The sequence below is a fragment of the Bradyrhizobium sacchari genome (assembly GCF_002068095.1).
GTDB classification, from domain to species: domain Bacteria; phylum Pseudomonadota; class Alphaproteobacteria; order Rhizobiales; family Xanthobacteraceae; genus Bradyrhizobium; species Bradyrhizobium sacchari.
The window spans coordinates 57,158-73,100 of the sequence record NZ_LWIG01000057.1 but is presented as its reverse complement, the minus strand read 5'-3'; the positions used below and the strand labels follow the sequence as shown (position 1 = coordinate 73,100).

The 15,943-nt window shown below is 64.2% G+C and carries 14 protein-coding genes; 8 read left to right on the top strand and 6 right to left on the bottom strand.

The window, feature by feature from the left end; genetic code table 11:
- On the bottom strand, positions 1-1,460 hold a 1,460-nt coding region (locus A5906_RS35445), incomplete at its 3' end, for an AMP-binding protein (RefSeq protein WP_201723815.1).
- A 2-nt stretch (positions 1,461-1,462) separates the two neighbouring features.
- Positions 1,463-2,242, bottom strand: a complete 780-nt coding sequence (locus A5906_RS35440) for an ABC transporter ATP-binding protein (RefSeq protein WP_080139814.1) — start codon at positions 2,240-2,242, stop codon at positions 1,463-1,465.
- A 304-nt stretch (positions 2,243-2,546) separates the two neighbouring features.
- Here A5906_RS35440 and A5906_RS35435 point away from each other — a divergent pair, with 304 nt between their 5' ends.
- The gene (locus A5906_RS35435; RefSeq protein WP_161495469.1) at positions 2,547-3,251 is read left to right on the top strand and encodes a TetR/AcrR family transcriptional regulator; all 705 of its coding nucleotides are present in this window, start codon (positions 2,547-2,549) and stop codon (positions 3,249-3,251) included.
- On the opposite strand, the gene A5906_RS35430 is transcribed toward A5906_RS35435, so the two are convergent.
- Entirely contained in the window at positions 3,241-4,092 is an 852-nt protein-coding gene (locus tag A5906_RS35430; protein WP_080139741.1) for an SDR family NAD(P)-dependent oxidoreductase, read from the bottom strand. The two genes, A5906_RS35435 and A5906_RS35430, sit on opposite strands and share 11 nt — an antisense overlap.
- Positions 4,093-4,096: 4 nt before the next feature.
- Entirely contained in the window at positions 4,097-5,299 is a 1,203-nt protein-coding gene (locus A5906_RS35425; protein WP_080139740.1) for an acyl-CoA dehydrogenase family protein, read from the bottom strand.
- A gap of 277 nt (positions 5,300-5,576) precedes the next feature.
- Here A5906_RS35425 and A5906_RS35420 point away from each other — a divergent pair, with 277 nt between their 5' ends.
- The 7 genes from A5906_RS35420 to A5906_RS35390 are packed head-to-tail and all read left to right on the top strand — an operon-like array spanning position 5,577 to position 14,197.
- A complete protein-coding gene (locus A5906_RS35420; RefSeq protein WP_201723814.1) occupies positions 5,577-6,359 on the top strand; it encodes an enoyl-CoA hydratase-related protein in 783 nt (260 codons plus the stop codon).
- A complete protein-coding gene (locus A5906_RS35415) occupies positions 6,356-8,197 on the top strand; it encodes an acyclic terpene utilization AtuA family protein (RefSeq protein ID WP_080139739.1) in 1,842 nt (613 codons plus the stop codon). The genes A5906_RS35420 and A5906_RS35415 overlap by 4 nt, the downstream gene beginning before the upstream one ends.
- A complete protein-coding gene (locus A5906_RS35410) occupies positions 8,194-9,693 on the top strand; it encodes an acetyl-CoA carboxylase biotin carboxylase subunit (protein WP_201723813.1) in 1,500 nt (499 codons plus the stop codon). The genes A5906_RS35415 and A5906_RS35410 overlap by 4 nt, the downstream gene beginning before the upstream one ends.
- The gene (locus tag A5906_RS35405; protein ID WP_136615714.1) at positions 9,693-10,199 is read left to right on the top strand and encodes an acyl-CoA carboxylase biotin carboxyl carrier protein subunit; all 507 of its coding nucleotides are present in this window, start codon (positions 9,693-9,695) and stop codon (positions 10,197-10,199) included. The genes A5906_RS35410 and A5906_RS35405 overlap by 1 nt, the downstream gene beginning before the upstream one ends.
- A gap of 4 nt (positions 10,200-10,203) precedes the next feature.
- Complete coding sequence (locus A5906_RS35400; RefSeq protein ID WP_080139737.1) at positions 10,204-11,811, top strand: acyl-CoA carboxylase subunit beta; 1,608 nt, start codon at positions 10,204-10,206, stop codon at positions 11,809-11,811.
- Positions 11,812-11,855: 44 nt separating this feature from the next.
- Complete coding sequence (locus A5906_RS35395) at positions 11,856-13,361, top strand: AMP-binding protein (protein WP_080139736.1); 1,506 nt, start codon at positions 11,856-11,858, stop codon at positions 13,359-13,361.
- A gap of 32 nt (positions 13,362-13,393) precedes the next feature.
- Positions 13,394-14,197: an enoyl-CoA hydratase/isomerase family protein gene (locus A5906_RS35390; protein WP_080139735.1), complete on the top strand. Its 804-nt coding sequence runs from the start codon at positions 13,394-13,396 to the stop codon at positions 14,195-14,197.
- A gap of 24 nt (positions 14,198-14,221) precedes the next feature.
- On the opposite strand, the gene A5906_RS35385 is transcribed toward A5906_RS35390, so the two are convergent.
- Together A5906_RS35385 and A5906_RS35380 are read right to left on the bottom strand one after the other, a co-directional pair.
- A complete protein-coding gene (locus A5906_RS35385; protein ID WP_080139734.1) occupies positions 14,222-15,196 on the bottom strand; it encodes a tripartite tricarboxylate transporter substrate-binding protein in 975 nt (324 codons plus the stop codon).
- A gap of 22 nt (positions 15,197-15,218) precedes the next feature.
- Positions 15,219-15,935 carry a GntR family transcriptional regulator gene (locus A5906_RS35380; protein WP_080139733.1) on the bottom strand — a complete coding sequence of 239 codons (717 nt, stop codon included), beginning with the start codon at positions 15,933-15,935 and terminating at the stop codon, positions 15,219-15,221.
- Positions 15,936-15,943: the final 8 nt, after the last annotated feature.

The following is a 15,943-nucleotide window of genomic DNA, read 5'->3' as shown; positions in this document are numbered from 1 at the left end:
CCCGCCGCCGTGTGCACCACCTCGCTGACGCGCCCGAGCACGACCAGCGAGTTGTCGTCCTCGAGATAGCCGGCATCGCCGGTATGGAGCCAACCGGCGGTAAAGGCCTTGTCGGTCGCAACGGGATCCTCGAAATAGCCCGAGATGACCGAAGCGGAGCGGATCAGGATCTCGCCATTGTCATCGATGCGGATGTCGACGCCGGGCATGGCTGCGCCGACCGCGTGCAGCCTGACATGACCTTCAGTCTGGGCGGCGGATAGCGCGCAGGTCTCGGTCTGGCCGTAGAACTGCTTGAGCTTGATGCCGAGGGCGCGGAAGAACAAAAAGGTGTCCTCGCCCATGGCCTCGCCACCGGTGAAGGCGCGCTGGGCACGCGAGAGGCCGAGGAAATCCTTGATCGGCGCGTAGATCAACATCTCACCCAAGGCGTTGGTGATCCGGTCGGAGACGGACGCGCGGCCGCCGGCGAGCTTCCTTCGTTCGAGGTCGATGGCGCGCGGCATGAAGAAATCGAACAGGCGCCGCTTCATCGGCGTGGAATCGGCCATGCCGACCTGTACGCGGGTCAGCATGTTGTCCCACGCGCGCGGGGCGGCCAGATAGAAGGTGGGCGCGACTTCGCGCATGTCGTGCAGCGCGGTTTCCTGGCGCTCTGGAATGTTGACGGTCGCCTGCAGCAGCACGCCACCTGCCACCGTGAAGACGAAATCGCCGACCCAGGCAGTGGGCAGATAGGCAAACAGCTGCTCGTACCGGCGGAAGTAACCGCCGGCCAGCGCATTGGCGACACCGCCGATCACATTGTGATGGCGTAGCGGAATGCCCTTGGGCGCGCCGGTGGTTCCGGAGGAATACAGCAATGCGGCGATGTCGTCCGGTCCGGCGCGACCGATCAGTTCTTCGCGCAGGCCGGGGATGTCGGTGAGACGCTTGCGGCCGCGCGCTATGACGTCGTCGAGCGATACCAGTCCTTCGGCGCGGTAGGCGGCAAGGCCGCGCGGGTCATCGTAGATGATGGTTTGCGGTCGCCCGCTCCTTGCGCGCAACTCGATCAGCTTGTCGACCTGTTCCTGGTCCTCGGCGAGCGCCAGGCGCGGCGCGCCGAGGCGCGTATATGTCTGCATTTCCTCGACGGGCGTGTCGGGAAACAGCGGCGTGGGAAAAGCGCGGAGCGCCATCGCCGCCAACATCGAGAAATAGATCCGGACGCGATTGTCGCCGACGACGATCAGCGCCTGGTCCGGCCCAAGGCCGAACGACTCGAAGCCGGCCGCAAGTGCAAGAACGTCATCGAGCGCATCGGGCCAGCGCCATTCCTGCCAGATCCCGAGGGCGCGCTCCCGATAGGCGATCCTGTGAGGGGCCTCGCGTGCATTGCGCGACAGCGCTGCGACCAGCGTGAGGGGCGCGGCGTCGCTGGCCGATGCCGCCGCCCGAATTTCGCCGGGGCCGTGCATCGTCACGCTCGCGACCCGACACGTGCTGCCGCGCGCTGACCGAGATAGGCTTCGATCACCCGCGGCTGCGCGATTGCCGTACGCGGCTCACCCTCAGCGATCACCTCGCCATAGCTCAGCACCGTGATGCGGTCGCAAATCGCGGTGACCACGTCCATGTGATGCTCGATCAGCAGGATCGTGACGCCGCGCTCCTCGCGGGCGTCGAGGATGAAGCGCGCGATGTATTCCTTTTCCTCCTGGTTCATGCCCGCCATCGGCTCGTCGAGAATGAGGAGTTTCGGCTCGGCGACAAGCGCCCGCGCCAGTTCGACGCGCTTCTGCAGCCCGATCGGGATGGTCTCGACCGGTTCGTCGCGGATATCCTGCAACTGCATGAAATCGATGATTTCCTCAACGATGCGCCGATTCGCGATTTCCTCCCGCTCGGCCCAGACCCAGTAGAACAGGGAGGCGAGTGCGCTCGGACGCATATGCACGTGGCGACCAAGCAGGATGTTGTCGAGGACGCTCAGTCCCTTGAACAGAGCGAGGTTCTGAAAGGTGCGGGCGACACCGAGCCGAGCGATCGCCGCGGGTGGCATTCCGGTGATGTCCTCGTCCCACAAGTGGACGCGCCCCTTGTTTGGGGGATAGAAGCCGGTCATCACGTTGACCATGGTGGTCTTGCCCGAGCCGTTCGGCCCGACCAGGCCAAAAATCTCGCCGCGTCTGACTTCGATGTCGACGCCCTTCAGCGCGCGCAGCCCGCCGAACGACCGCTCGATGCCGACGCACGACATCGCGAGACCGTTGCTCTCGCGTCGTGCCGGATCATCGGATCGGAAGAGCCGAGCCGCCTCGCTGCTCAAATTGTACCTCCCAGCGTCGAAATTCTATTTGTCGCCTCCAGGGCGTTTCCGATCGCGCAGATATTGAATTAGCTTCATTAAATGTTGTCAAGAAGGAAAGCCTCATATTTCAGCGAAACGAGGCTGCTTTGTTGCAGGTGATTCAGAAATGGTGTTCAATGTTACTGAAGCATATTCATAAGCGCGATAAGGGAAGCGAATGGCGGGTAGCAGGCAACGGCGGACGGTTCAGCGCATGCCGGCCGAGAAGCGGGTGTCCGACATCATGCGTGCGGCGCGCGCGGTGCTTGCCGAGCATGGCGCGCATGAATCCTTCATTTCTGAGGTCGCCGAGCGCGCCGGCGTGGTCGAAGGCTCGCTCTACCGCTTCTTCTCGAGCAAGCGCGACCTGATCGAGAAGGTCGCCGAGGACTGGTATGAAGAGATGCTGACCGACTATTCGGCGCATCTCGACGGCGTCCGCGGCACGCGCAACCGGCTGCGTTTCATCATTCACCACCATCTTTCCATCATCAAGAAGGAGCCGGCGCTCGCGCGGATGGTGTTCCAGGAATTCCGGCCGGCCAGGAACTACCGCTCGACCCGGCTGTTCACGCTCAATCAGGCATATACCCAGCGCATCGCCGAGATCGTGAAGGCCGCCATCCGCGACGGCGAATTCAGCGGGGATTTCCCGCCGGCCTTTGTGCGTGACATGATATTCGGAGGGATCGAGCACCGGGTATGGGCCTTTCTCCGCAGCGAGGGCGATTTCGACGTCGGGCAGACTGCCAACGTGGTTACCGATTTTGTGTGTCGCGCGCTCAGCGTCGCCGAGTCCGAACCCGTCGACCGCGTCACGGCCGCGCTGTCGCGGATCGAGGCCGTTGCGGATCGCCTCGAAGGCGCCGCTGAGGCCGGCGCCTCCAAGGTGCGCGGGAAACCCGGTCTCAAGACTTGAAGTAGCCCGGGCGCGGGATGGTCCAGGTTTCGCCCCAGAGCTGCGAGCCGCCTGCGACATGCAAGGTCTCCCCGGTTACAAAATCCGCGGCCGCGCCGCCGAGATAGGCGCAGGCTTCCGCAATCTCCCAGGCTTGGCCCGCGCGCATCATCGGATTGGAGCGTGCGTAAGTCTCGCGCTGTTCCGGCTTGTACACGCGCCAGCCGGGTGTTTCGATCGCGCCCGGCGCGATGCAGTTGACCCGGATCTTCAGCGGCGCCCATTCGACCGCGAGGTTTTCGCTCAGTGCAATGACGCCGGCGCGTGCCGCCACAGTATGGGCTACGCCATAGAGCCCCTGTTGCGTCACCACGACGATATTGACGATGGCGCCCGGTTTCGACTGGTCGCGCCAGCGCCGCGCGGCCGCCTGCATCATCCGCCAGGTGCCGTTGAGGTTGGTGTTGACGACGGTATTCCAGCCTTTTTCGGAGAAATCGATCGCTGGCTGAGGAAATTGTCCGCCGGCGCTGTTCACCAGCAGATCGGGCGTTGTCCTTTCCTGATCTAGCCGCTCGAACAGAGCCGAGACCGAATCCGGCTCGCGAATGTCGACGGTATGCGATGTCGCATCGAGGCCCCGGCCGCGCATGGCGGCAACGGCCGCATCAAGCTTGCCCGGATCGCGGCCGGCCAGGATGACGCGGGCGCCGAGACGGCCGAGCAGCCAGGCGCTGGCGCGGCCGATGCCGCCGGCGCCGCCCGAGATCAGCGCCGTGTGGCCGCTAAAGCTGCCGACGGCGTAGACCGTCGGGTGCTCGGCAAGCGCGCTATCGTCGAGGTCGAGGCTGTCGTCTGTCATGGCGCTACAGCCGTCCCAGCAATTCGCCGGCGATGATCATTTTGCGCACCTCGGTGGTCCCAGCGCCGATTTCCAGCAGCTTGATCGAGCGATACAGCCGATTTATCTCGGACTGCCAGATGTAGCCCGAGCCGCCGAACACCTGGATGGCGCGGTCGAGCACGTCGTGACAGCCGTTGGCGGCATACATCACGGATGCGGCGGTCAGCATGTGAATGTTGCCGCGTCCGCCTTCGCCGATATCGAGCGGTGCGGCCGCCGCCAGCGTACGATAGGTGAGGGCCCGTATCGACTCCACCGTGACGTACATCTCGGCGATCAGCGACTGCACCATCTGGAATGAGCCGATCGGCTTGCCGAACTGCTTGCGCGTTTTGGCGTAGTCGATCGAGATATCGAGTGCGCGCTCGGCGATCCCCAGCGAAATCGGAGCAACCATCGCGCGTTCGAGATCGAGGCCGCTCATGACCACGGCGACGCCCTTGTTTTCCCCGCCGACGAGGTTCTCCTTCGGTACCCGGCAATCCTCGAATAGCAATTCCGCGGTCTGGCTGCCGCGGAACCCCATCTTGACCAGCTTCTGCGCGACCTTGAATCCCGGAAATTCCTTCTCGACGATGAAGGCCGAAATGCCATGGGCGCCTTTTTCGCGGTCAGTCTTGGCGTAGACCAGCAGCACGTCGGCAACTGGGCCGTTGGTGATGTAGATCTTGCTGCCGTTGAGGACATAGAAGTCGCCGTCCTCTCGTGCCGTGGTGCGCATCGAACCGAGTGCGTCGGATCCGGCGCCAGGCTCGGTGAGTCCGAGCGCACCGATCTTGCGTCCCGAGCACAGCCCCGGCAGGTATTTCTTGCGCTGTGCTTCGTTGCCGTTGCGGTAGATGTTGTTGGCGCAGAGGTTGTCATGCGCGATGCAACTCAAGGCCAGGGCATGGTTCCAGCGCGAAAACGCCTGTGCCACGAGGCCCGCGGAGACCAGATCCAGGCCGCTGCCGCCATATTCTTCCGGGATCGTGATGCCGAAGTAGCCGGCATCGCCGATCTTCGCGAAGGTATCCTCCGGCCACCATTCCTCGCGGTCCATGCGCTCTGAGAGGTCGTACATTTCCTTGCGGCCGAAGCGGTCGGCCTGATCCAGGATGGCCTGCTGTTCCTCCGTCAGGTCGAACTGGGCCCCGGTCGAACTGGCGAGAGCGCTCGCGGTCATGACATCTCCTGGCTTTCCTCGGATCTTAATTTTGGCGGAAGACTAGAGGCAGTCGCGGGCAAGGTAAAGCACGACGACTAGGTAATGAGTATATTTCATCAGATGTCAGGGTGTCGCCGAAGTGCTCGCATAGTGAGAGAAAAGACGCGAATATCAGTATCCAGGGCTTCGTTGGTTGGGGTTACGACGGCGCCGATCAGTCCACGTCTTGACATCAATAGTGAAGTCAGTTCATTTTGGCGCCAACGAAAATAAGATAATTGAGGAGTGACCCGCTGTGGCCGAGCTGGTGCGCGCCGAACGCAAAGGCGCGGTAATGACGATCACGATCGAGCGCCACGAGCGGCGCAACGCACTCAACGAGCGGGTCGCCGAAGGAATCGTCGCGGCGCTCGGTGCGGCGGAGCAGGATGTTGCCTGCCGCGCCGTGGTGCTGACGGGCGCCGGCGACCGCGCCTTTTGCGCCGGCGGCGATTTGCAGCCGGCGGCTGACGGGACCCCGTTCACGATCGATGTCGCCGATCCCAGGCATTATGTCGTTCGCCTGCTCAAGCGTATGGATTCGTGCCGGCTGCCGCTGATTGCCCGTGTTAATGGCGCGGCGCTGGCCGGCGGCCTCGGTCTGTTGTGTGCCTGCGACGTCGCAGTCGCCCAGGAGAATGCCGTATTCGGGGTCACCGAAGTGAAGGTCGGGCTGTTCCCGATGATGATCCTGCCCTATCTGCTGCGCTCGATCCCCTACAAGCGGATGATGGAGCTTTGTCTCACCGGCGAGCCGATCAGTGCGGCCGAGGCCTGCGCCGAAGGGATCGTGAACTACGTGGTCTCGCCGGCCGAACTTGATGCCAGGACCGACTGGCTGGTGTCGCGAATCGTCGACAAGTCGCCGACCGGCATCCGGCTCGGCAAGCAGGCGCTGTCGAAGATCCGGGAAATGAGCACGGACGGCGCGCTTGAATACGCGCAGTTCATGCTCGCTAACATGGCACGCACGCAGGACGTGGCGGAAGGCTTTGCCGCCTTCAACGCCAAGCGCCCGCCCAACTGGACCGGCCGATGAGTGCGTCAGCCAAGTCCGACACGCGCAGCGTCAGCATCGGCGGCGGCGCCGGATTTTGGGGCGACACGGCGGAAGGCCCGGCGCAATTGGTGCGTGCTGGAGTCGACTACCTCGTGCTCGACTATCTCGCTGAGATCACCATGTCGATCCTAGCGCGGATGAAGGCGAAGAACCCCGCGCTCGGCTACGCGACAGATTTCGTTTCTCATGTGATGAAGCCGCTCGCTCGGGAGATCTCCGAGCGTGGGGTGAAGGTCATCGCCAATGCAGGTGGCGTCAACCTCGATGCCTGCCGCGATGCGCTGCAAACGGTGCTGCGCGAGCAGGGCGTTGACCTCAAAATCGCGATCGTGCGCGGTGACGATCTGTCGGCGAAAGCCGGTCGTTTGCGCGAGGCCGGCATCCGCGAAATGTTCCGCGACGAACCCCTGCCAGAACAGATCGCCAGCATGAACGCCTATCTCGGCGCCTTTCCGATCGCCGCCGCGCTGGACGCCGGTGCGCATATCGTGCTCACCGGCCGCTGTGTCGATTCCGCGCTGGCACTTGGTCCGCTGATCCATGAATTCGACTGGCGCGCCACCGACTACGATCTGTTGTCGGCAGGCACGCTCGCCGGTCATTTGATCGAATGCGGCGCGCAGGTGACGGGCGGGCTGCTGACCGACTGGCGCCTGGTCAAGGGCTGGGACCGGATGGGTTTCCCGATCGCGGAATGCCAGGCTGACGGTTCGTTCGAGATCACCAAGCCCGAAGGCACTGGCGGTCTCGTCTCGGTCGCTAGCGTCGGCGAGCAGATGACCTATGAAACCGGCGATCCCGGCGCCTATATCGTGCCAGATACGGTCTGCGACTGGCGCGACGTGCAATTGACGCAGCTTGGTCCTGATCGTGTGCGTGTCTCCGGCGCCCGCGGGCGTCCGCCGACGCCGACCTTGAAGGTCAGCGCGACCTATGGCGACGGCTTTCGCGCGGCCGTGACGATGATGATTGCCGGCCGCGAGGCCGCGGCCAAGGCGCAGGCCGTAGGCGAGGCCATTCTGGCCCGTTCGTCCAGAATGATGGAGGACGCGAAGCTCGGGTCCTACGCCGAGACCTCGCTCGAGATCATCGGCGCCGAATCGAGCTATGGCGCTCAGAGCCGGGCGCAGGGCACGCGCGAAGTGGTGCTTAAGATCGGCGTGCGGCATTGCCAGCGCGCCGCGCTCGATATCTTCGCGCGTGAGATCTATCCGGCGGCGACCGCGATGGCGCAGGGGCTGACCGGCTTTGCCGGTGGTCGGCCGGAGCCGCAGCCGGTGGTGCGGCTGTTCTCCTGTCTGATCGATCGCGCTGAGGTCCCGGTCTCGATCGAGATCGACGGCAGGACCATCGACATTCCCCATCATATTTCGAACGACGACGGCACCGCGCCTTCGGCGCGCGAGGCCGCGCAGACAATGCCGCTCACGGGCGAGACGGTGCGCGTCCCACTGATCGCGCTCGCCTATGGTCGCAGCGGTGACAAGGGCGATATCGCCAATATCAGCGTCATCGCGCGGCGCGCGGAATTTGTCGACGTCATCCGCGCTGGCGTTACGGCAGCTTCGGTACGCGCATATATGGGGCATTTCGTCAAGGGTGAGGTCGAGCGGTTCGAATGGCCCGGCATTATGGCATTCAACTTCCTGCTTCACCGTGCGCTCGGCGGTGGTGGCGTCGCTTCGCTGCGCCATGATCCGCAGGGCAAATCCTACGCGCAAATACTGCTCGACATGAAGGTTGCAGTTCCGGCGAGCTGGGTCGCCACGGGCGGCGTGCTTGCGGACTGGCGGAGCGAGGCGGAGAGGGCGGCGTGAATCAGTCACCAGAAGCAAAGCCCCTGTTCCGAAAGGTGCTGGTCGCCAACCGCGGCGAAATCGCGGTGCGCGTGATGCGCACGTTGCGCGCCATGAACATCGCCAGCGTCGCGATCTGCCACCGGGTCGAGCGCGAAGCGGTGCATGCCCGCTTTGCCGACGAGGCCTATGAGATCAAGGGCGAGACGCCGGTCGCGGCTCACCTCGACGCGGATGCGATCATCGCGGTCGCGCGCGATTGCGACGCCGACGCAATCCATCCGGGTTATGGATTCTTGTCGGAGAATGCCGTGTTCGCGCGCAAGGTTGCCGCGGCCGGACTGACGTTCATCGGTCCGGAAGCCGACACTATCGACCTGATGGGCGACAAGATCTCGGCGCGCAATTTCGCGGCAGCCCACGACGTGCCGGTCGCGCCGTCGGTGCAGGCCCGGGACGACATATCCGCCTTTGTCAGAGCCGCCTCTGAAATCGGCTTTCCGCTCCTGATCAAGGCTGCCGCGGGCGGCGGCGGCAAGGGCATGAGCATCGTGCGCGATACGTCGGAACTTGGCGAGCGGGCGCGGGTCGCCTCGAGCGAGGCCCAACGCTATTTCGGTGACGGCCGAATCTATGCCGAGACCTATGTCGAGCGTCCTCGGCACATCGAGGTCCAGGTGCTGGGTGACGGCAAGGGCGGCGCGATCCATTTGTTCGAGCGGGAGTGCTCGATCCAGCGACGCTTCCAGAAGATCATCGAGGAGGCGCCCTCGGCGCCGCTGCCGGAGTCCATTCGTACCGAGATCTGCGACGCCGCGGTTCGGCTCGTGGCTGCCGCGCGCTACAAGAACGCGGGAACGGTCGAGTTCATTGTCGGCGCCGATGGAAGGTTCTTCTTCCTCGAAATGAACACGCGCCTGCAGGTCGAACACCCCGTCACCGAGATGATCTGCGGCATCGACCTCGTTCGGGCGCAAATCGAGATCGCTGCCGGAGGTCCGCTACCGCTGACCCAGCGGCAAGTCTGCGCCGACGGACATGCAATCGAATGCCGGATCTGCGCCGAAGACGCCGACGCAGGCTTTCTGCCGGCGACCGGGCCGATCCGATTGCTGCGCGTGCCCAGCGCCGAATATATCCGCTTCGACAACTCGCTAGAGCAGGGTCAGCGGGTGACGGCGGATTTCGATCCGATGCTGGCCAAGCTCGTCGTGTGGGGCAAGGATCGCGCGGAGGCGACCGATCGCATGGTGGCCGCGCTGAAACAGCTCACGATTCTCGGGTTGCGGACCAATATCGACTATCTGATCCGCACGGTGGAAAATGCGGCTTTCCGGGACGGTGCGCTGCATACAAACTTCATTGCCGAGCATGCGGACGTTCTCGCACCGGCAGCGGTCGACGAACGCCTCCGCGACCACGTTCTGATTGCGGCAGCCCTTGGACAGCGCGCATTCCGAGACGCCATCACCGTTGTCGGGGAGCCCCATGCCTCGATGGCCGGGTGGAGGAACTGATGCCCCTGCACCTGACGCTGGACGGCCAAAAGCATTCGATCGAGATCGTCAGGCGCAAGCCGCATCTGGTACTCAGGGTCGACGGGCGCACCCACGAAATACTGGAATGGTCGGATGAGCCGGTCGGCTCGATAACGATCGATGGCGACGCCACGGCTATTGCCCGCGCCCTTGTCGACGAGGGCGGCCGCGAGACCTGTTTCGTTCGTGTTGCGGGTCGCACCCTCGAGGTCGTGCTGACCGATCCGCGGGAGGAAAGCGCCGGCCACGATGCCACGCGCGACGAAATCCATGCGCCGATGCCTGGCGCGATCGTCTCGGTGCACAAGCTGGTGGGCGAGCAGGTGACGCGCGGCGAGACCGTGGTCACGATCGAGAGCATGAAATTGCAGACGGCGCTGGCCGCGCCGCGCGACGGCCGGCTTATCGACGTGCTGAAGAAGTCCGGCGAGAGTTTTGACAAGGACGAACTTTTGGCGCGGCTCGAGCCGATGGACGAGGCCTGAGAGCATGCGCAAGATCCAGTCGATGATTTCCACTTCGGGTACGGATTTCCGCCGTAACGATGCGCGCAACCGCGAACTCGTCGCGCAGTTTCGCGCCAAGCAGGACCGCGCACGCCACGTCAGGCCGAAACGCGATCTCGAACGCCTGTCGAGCCAGGGCAAGATGAGGCCGCGCGAGCGGATCGAAAAATTGCTCGACCCCGGCACGCCGTTCCTCGAACTGTCGTCGCTGGCCGCCAACATGGCCTATGAAGGCGAATCGCCGTCGGCGAGCTCGATTGTCGGCATCGGAATCGTCAGCGGGCGCGAGACGATCATACGCGCCGACGATCCGACCGTGAAGGGCGGCGCCTGGTATCCGCTTTCGGTCAAGAAGATCGTACGTGCGCTCGACATCGCAATCGAGAACCGGCTTCCGGTGATTCACCTCTGCGATTCCGCCGGCGGCTTCCTGCCGCTGCAATCGGAGCTGTTTCCGGACCGGCACATGGCCGGACGCATCTTCCGCAATCAGTCGATTCTGTCCAAGATGGGCGTCAAGCAGCTATCCCTGGTGTTCGGCCATTGCACGGCGGGCGGCGCCTATATTCCGGCGCTGTCGGACTACAGTGTGATCGTGCGCGGCACCGGGGCGGTGTTTCTCGGCGGCCCGCCGCTGGTAAAGGCTGCGACCGGCGAGGAATCCACTGTCGAGGAACTCGGCGGCGCCGACATGCATACCAGCGTCAGCGGTACCTGCGACTACCCGGCCGCGAATGAGAATGAAGCGATCCTGATCGGCCGCGAAATCGTCGCGCAATGGGACCAGGCGCAGAAGTGGCCGATTCAGCGAGACCCGCCGGAGGCGCCGGCCTACGATCCGCAGGAGCTCTACGGAATTCTGCCGGACGACATCAAAAAGCAGTTCGACATGCGCGAGATCATCGCGCGCATCGTTGACGGCAGCCGCTTCCACGAGTACCAGCCGAACTACGGCTCGACACTGGTCTGCGGCTACGCCAATATCTGGGGCTTCAAGGTCGGCATCCTCGCCAACAACGGGGTATTGTTCAACGATTCCTCGCTGAAGGGCGGGCACTTCATCGAGCTGTGCGACCAGAACAACACGCCGCTGGTGTTCCTGCAGAATATCACGGGCTACATGATCGGCCGCGATTACGAGCGGCGGGGCATCACCAAGGACGGCGCCAAGATGATCATGGCTCAGAGCTGCGCGCGTGTCCCCAAATTTACCGTAATGTGCAACGGCTCGTTCGGCGCCGGCAACTACGGCATGTGCGGCCGCGCTTTCGATGCGCGCCTGCTGCTGGCCTGGCCTAACCACCAGATCGGCGTGATGGGGGGCGACCAGGCCGCCAACACGCTGGCAGAGGTCAAGGCGAACCAGATGCGCCGGTCGGGCGAGCCAGTCGACCAGGCGACGCTGGCGCGTGTGCGCACGGAAACGCTCACCGCCTATCAGGAGCAGATCTCGGCCTACTACTCGACATCGGAGTTGTGGGACGACGGCATCATCGATCCCGTCGACACGCGCAATGCACTTGGGGTGGCGATTTCGGCCTCGCTCAATGCGCCGCTGGGGCAGAAGGGCTACGGCGTCTTCCGCTTCTAGCCCGGCATGGTTGCGAAGGGAAAGGTCGCGACAGAGGAGGGAGCATGGGGCTGCGGTCGTTCACGCTGGTCGACGTCATGAGGCGCAATGCGGCGATCTTTCCGAACCGCACTGCGTTCGTGTTCGGCGACCGGCGCATTTCTCATGCCGATTACCTTATTCGTGTCAGGCGGCTAGCGGCGGCGCTCTCAAAGCTCGGCATCGCCCATGGCGATCGCATCGTGGTCGTCGCCGACAACTGTCCGGAGTTCGTCGACCTCTATGGCGCTGCGGCATGGCTCGGCGCCGTGCTGGTTCCGATCAATTGGCGCCTGAGCTCCGGCGAGATCGCCTATATTGTCGCCGACGCCGCTCCGAAACTGGTCATCTCTGACACCACACACCATACGGTGTTCCTCACAGCGCGGCCGGAATTTGCCGGCATCGCGCGCTGGATCGGCCTCGGCCTTGCGGCGGCGCCGTTCGTCGGGCTCGACGATTGCCTATCCGGCGCGGCCGCTGTGCCTCCACCGCATGACGGCGACGGTGTACTCGTGATGATCCACACCGCGGCGGTCGGCGGTCACCCGCGCGGCGCGTTGGTCTCGCAGAGCGGATTGCTGGCCAATGCGATGCAGGCGATCCACGCCTGGTCGGTCCGGGGGGGCGATATCAGCTACGCGCCGCTGCCGCTGTTTCACATCGCCGGTCTCAATCTGTTGCTGACCTGCTTTTGTGCGGGCGCGGCGAGTGTCGTCGCGCCGCGATTCGATGCGCAGGAAGCGGTGAAGCTGATCGCCTCGGAAAGGGTCACGCTGTTCGTAGAGTTCGCCCCGATGCTCGGCTTGCTGCTCGATGCGGCCGGTGATGGGCGGTCGCTGGCGAGCCTGCGCGTGGTGAGTGGGCTCGATACGCCGGACACGATCGCGCGGTTCGAGACGACCTGTCGCGACGCCTGCTTCTATGCCGGATTCGGCCAGACCGAAACATCCGGCTTCGTGACCATGGCGCCGTTCCGCGACCGGCCGGGCTCGGCCGGCCGACCGGTCCTGAACGTCTCCATCGCCGTCGTCGATGAGGACGATGGTCCGGTGCCGCCGGGAGAAGCCGGCGAGATCGTGGTGCGCGGACCCGGCGTGTTCGAAGGCTATTGGAATTGTCCTGACGACACCGCGACAACTTTTCGCAACGGTTGGCATCATACCGGGGACAACGGTGCCTTTGATGCCGACGGTTATCTCTGGTACCGCGGCCGCAGCCCCGCCAAGGAACTGATCAAGCCCGGCGGCGAGAACGTCTATCCCGCAGAAGTCGAAGCCGCGCTGAAAGCCCATGCCGCGATCGCTGAGGCCGTCGTGTTCGGCGTGCCCGATAAGGAGTGGGGCGAGGCGATCAAGGCCGTATGCATCCTGCATGCGGGCAGCGTCGCGACCACCGAAGAGATTTCCGCTTTCGTCGCCGGCCGTACCGCCCGCTACAAGCGGCCGAAACATCTGGTGCTGACGACGGCTCTGCCGCGTCTCGACGACGGTCGGATCGACCGGGGTAAGACCAAGGCGCTTTTCGCCTAGAGAACAGTGCGCATCGCCAAGGAGGTAGCGTAATGTCGAAGGGACGTGCGAATGCGAGCGGCGACGCACCGGTTTTGCGGGAGACCCATGGTGCGGTTGCCATGATCCGGTTCAACCGGCCGGACCGCCTCAATGCGGTCGATGCGGAGATGATCGAGGCGATCCGGGCCGCGCTTCGAGGCGTGCGGGAAGACGCCAGCATCCGTAGCGCTGTTCTGATCGGCAACGGTCGCTGCTTTATGGCGGGTGCAGATCTCTTGACGTTCCATCGCGAGCTGTCCACGGCGTCACAGGTTGCGGCAGGTCTGATCGACGGCTTCCACGCGATGCTGCGCGAGATGCGCGCAATGCCGAAGCCGGTGATCGCAGCGGTGGCCGGAAATGTCGCTGGCGGCGGCGTAGGTCTCGCGCTGGCGTGCGATCTCGCCGTGATGGCCGACGATGCTCGGCTGATCTCGGGCTATTCGAAACTCGGGACCAGCCCGGACGGGGGCACCACATGGTCGCTGACGCGCGCGGTCGGCGCGCGGCGCGCGCTCGAACTGATGTGCCTGAACACGCCGGTGTCGGCGCAGGAAGCGCTGGCGCTCGGTCTGGTCAACCGGCTGGTGCCGGCTGGCCAACTTGCTGAGCAGGCGATCGTCATGGCGCAGCACCTCGCCGAAGTTGCGCCGATGGCGATGGCCCGCATCAAGGCGCTGGTCGAGACAGCCGCGACGTCGGATTTCGATAGCCAGCTCGATCGCGAGCGGATGGCCTTCATCGCATGCGCCGCGACGGACGATTTCTGTGAGGGCGTCAGCGCGTTCTTCGAACGGCGACCCCCGCGGTTCTAATGCCTTGCTACGCCGCAAGGTCGTCTACTGCGGCTCGATTCCAGCCGCCTTGATGATTCGTCCCCATTTGCTGATTTCAGCTTTCAGGAACGTCTCGAGCGCTTGCGGAGTTGCGCGCTCGATCTCGACCGGCGCCATGCTGAGTTCGGCGAAGCGGCTGATCAGGGCGGGATCCTTCAGGGCCGTCTGCAGTGCGCCGACGAGATGGTCGACGATGGGCTTCGGCGTGCCGTGTGGCGCGTAGAGGCCATACCAGGTCGTGACATTGAATTCGGGAACTCCGGCTTCCGCCGAGGTCGGTACGTCAGGCAATGTCGCGACGCGCGTCCTGCTGGTGATGGCGTAGCCCTTGATCGTTTTCGACTGAATGTACGGCGTTGGCCCCGTCGCGGGATCGCAATAGACGTCGATGTGGCCGGCTATGACGTCGTTCAGCGCAGGTCCGCCGCCCTTATAGTAGATCTGCGAGAGTTTTGTATCGGTGGTGCTCATGAACATCAGGCCGCAGAGCTGCGAGGCTGAGCCGAGACCGACATTGCCGAAGGTCATCTTGTCGCCCTCGCTCCGGATGCGAGCGATCATCTCGCCGAGATCCTTGGCCGGAAAGTTCGGACGGGCCACCAGGATCATGGGTACATCGGTCACGAGCCCGATCATGGCGAAGTCACTGACAGGGTCGAACGGCAATTTTGCGTAGAGAGCCGGTGCGGTGGCTTGGCCGACATGCATCAGCAGCAGCGTATAGCCATCGGGCGCGGCCTTGGCGACGCGGTTGGTGCCGAGCGTACCGCCGGCGCCGACGACATTCTCGATGACGATGGACTGTTTCAGCGTCGCGCTCATGGCGTTGCCGAGGATGCGCGCGATGACGTCACCCGGGCCGCCGGCGGAGAATGGTACGATCATCGTGACCGGGCGGGAAGGGTAGTCGTCCGCTTTCGCGGTGCCGCAAGGGTAGAACAGGAAAAACAGGATCAGCGATCGTACGAGATACGTCATCGAACACTCCCTGGCGGCTTTTTTAGTCGTCGGAAGGCGCCGCCTCCTTGGCCGCCGACGATTTTTCAATCATGTCGAGCGCGGCCACGGCGGCCGCGTTGATGTGGTCGACGCAGCAGCGCTCGGCGAGGTCCGCGTCGCCGCTCTGGATCGCGCGCCAGATCGCGGTGACCTCGCGCAGGCTCTTGTTGATCCGCTTCGGCTGCGACATCGAGGTGATCCGCAACAGCTGGATTCGGTCGTGGAGCGGCTTGAGCATACGCTCGATGAAGGCATTGCGGCAGCCGCCGATCAGCGCGGCGTAAAAGTCGGTCTTAGCTTCAAGGCAGCCGACCAGATCCTGCTTGGCGGCGGCGGCCTTCAGCCGCGCGAGCGCATCACCAATTCGGCGCGCGACCTCGGGGTCGTTGAGCCGGGCGCATTCGCGGCCGGCATATCCTTCGAGGACCGCGCGTGCCGCGTAGAGCTGCCGGGCTTCCTCCAGGCTGATCGTGGAGACGACGGGGCCTCGGTGGGGGACGGAGTTGACCAGCCCGTCGGCCTCGAGGGCGCGCAGCGCTTCGCGGATCGAGGGGCGGCTGACGCCCATCATTTCGCAGAGTTCGCGTTCGACGAGGCGCTGGCCTGGTTTCAGTGTTCCGGACATGATCGCCTCGCGCAGCTTTTGCGCGACCATCGCCCGGACGGTCGGGACGTCCTCGATGCGGAGTGTCGACTGCAATTCGCGGCGTCTTTCCATGTCCGGAT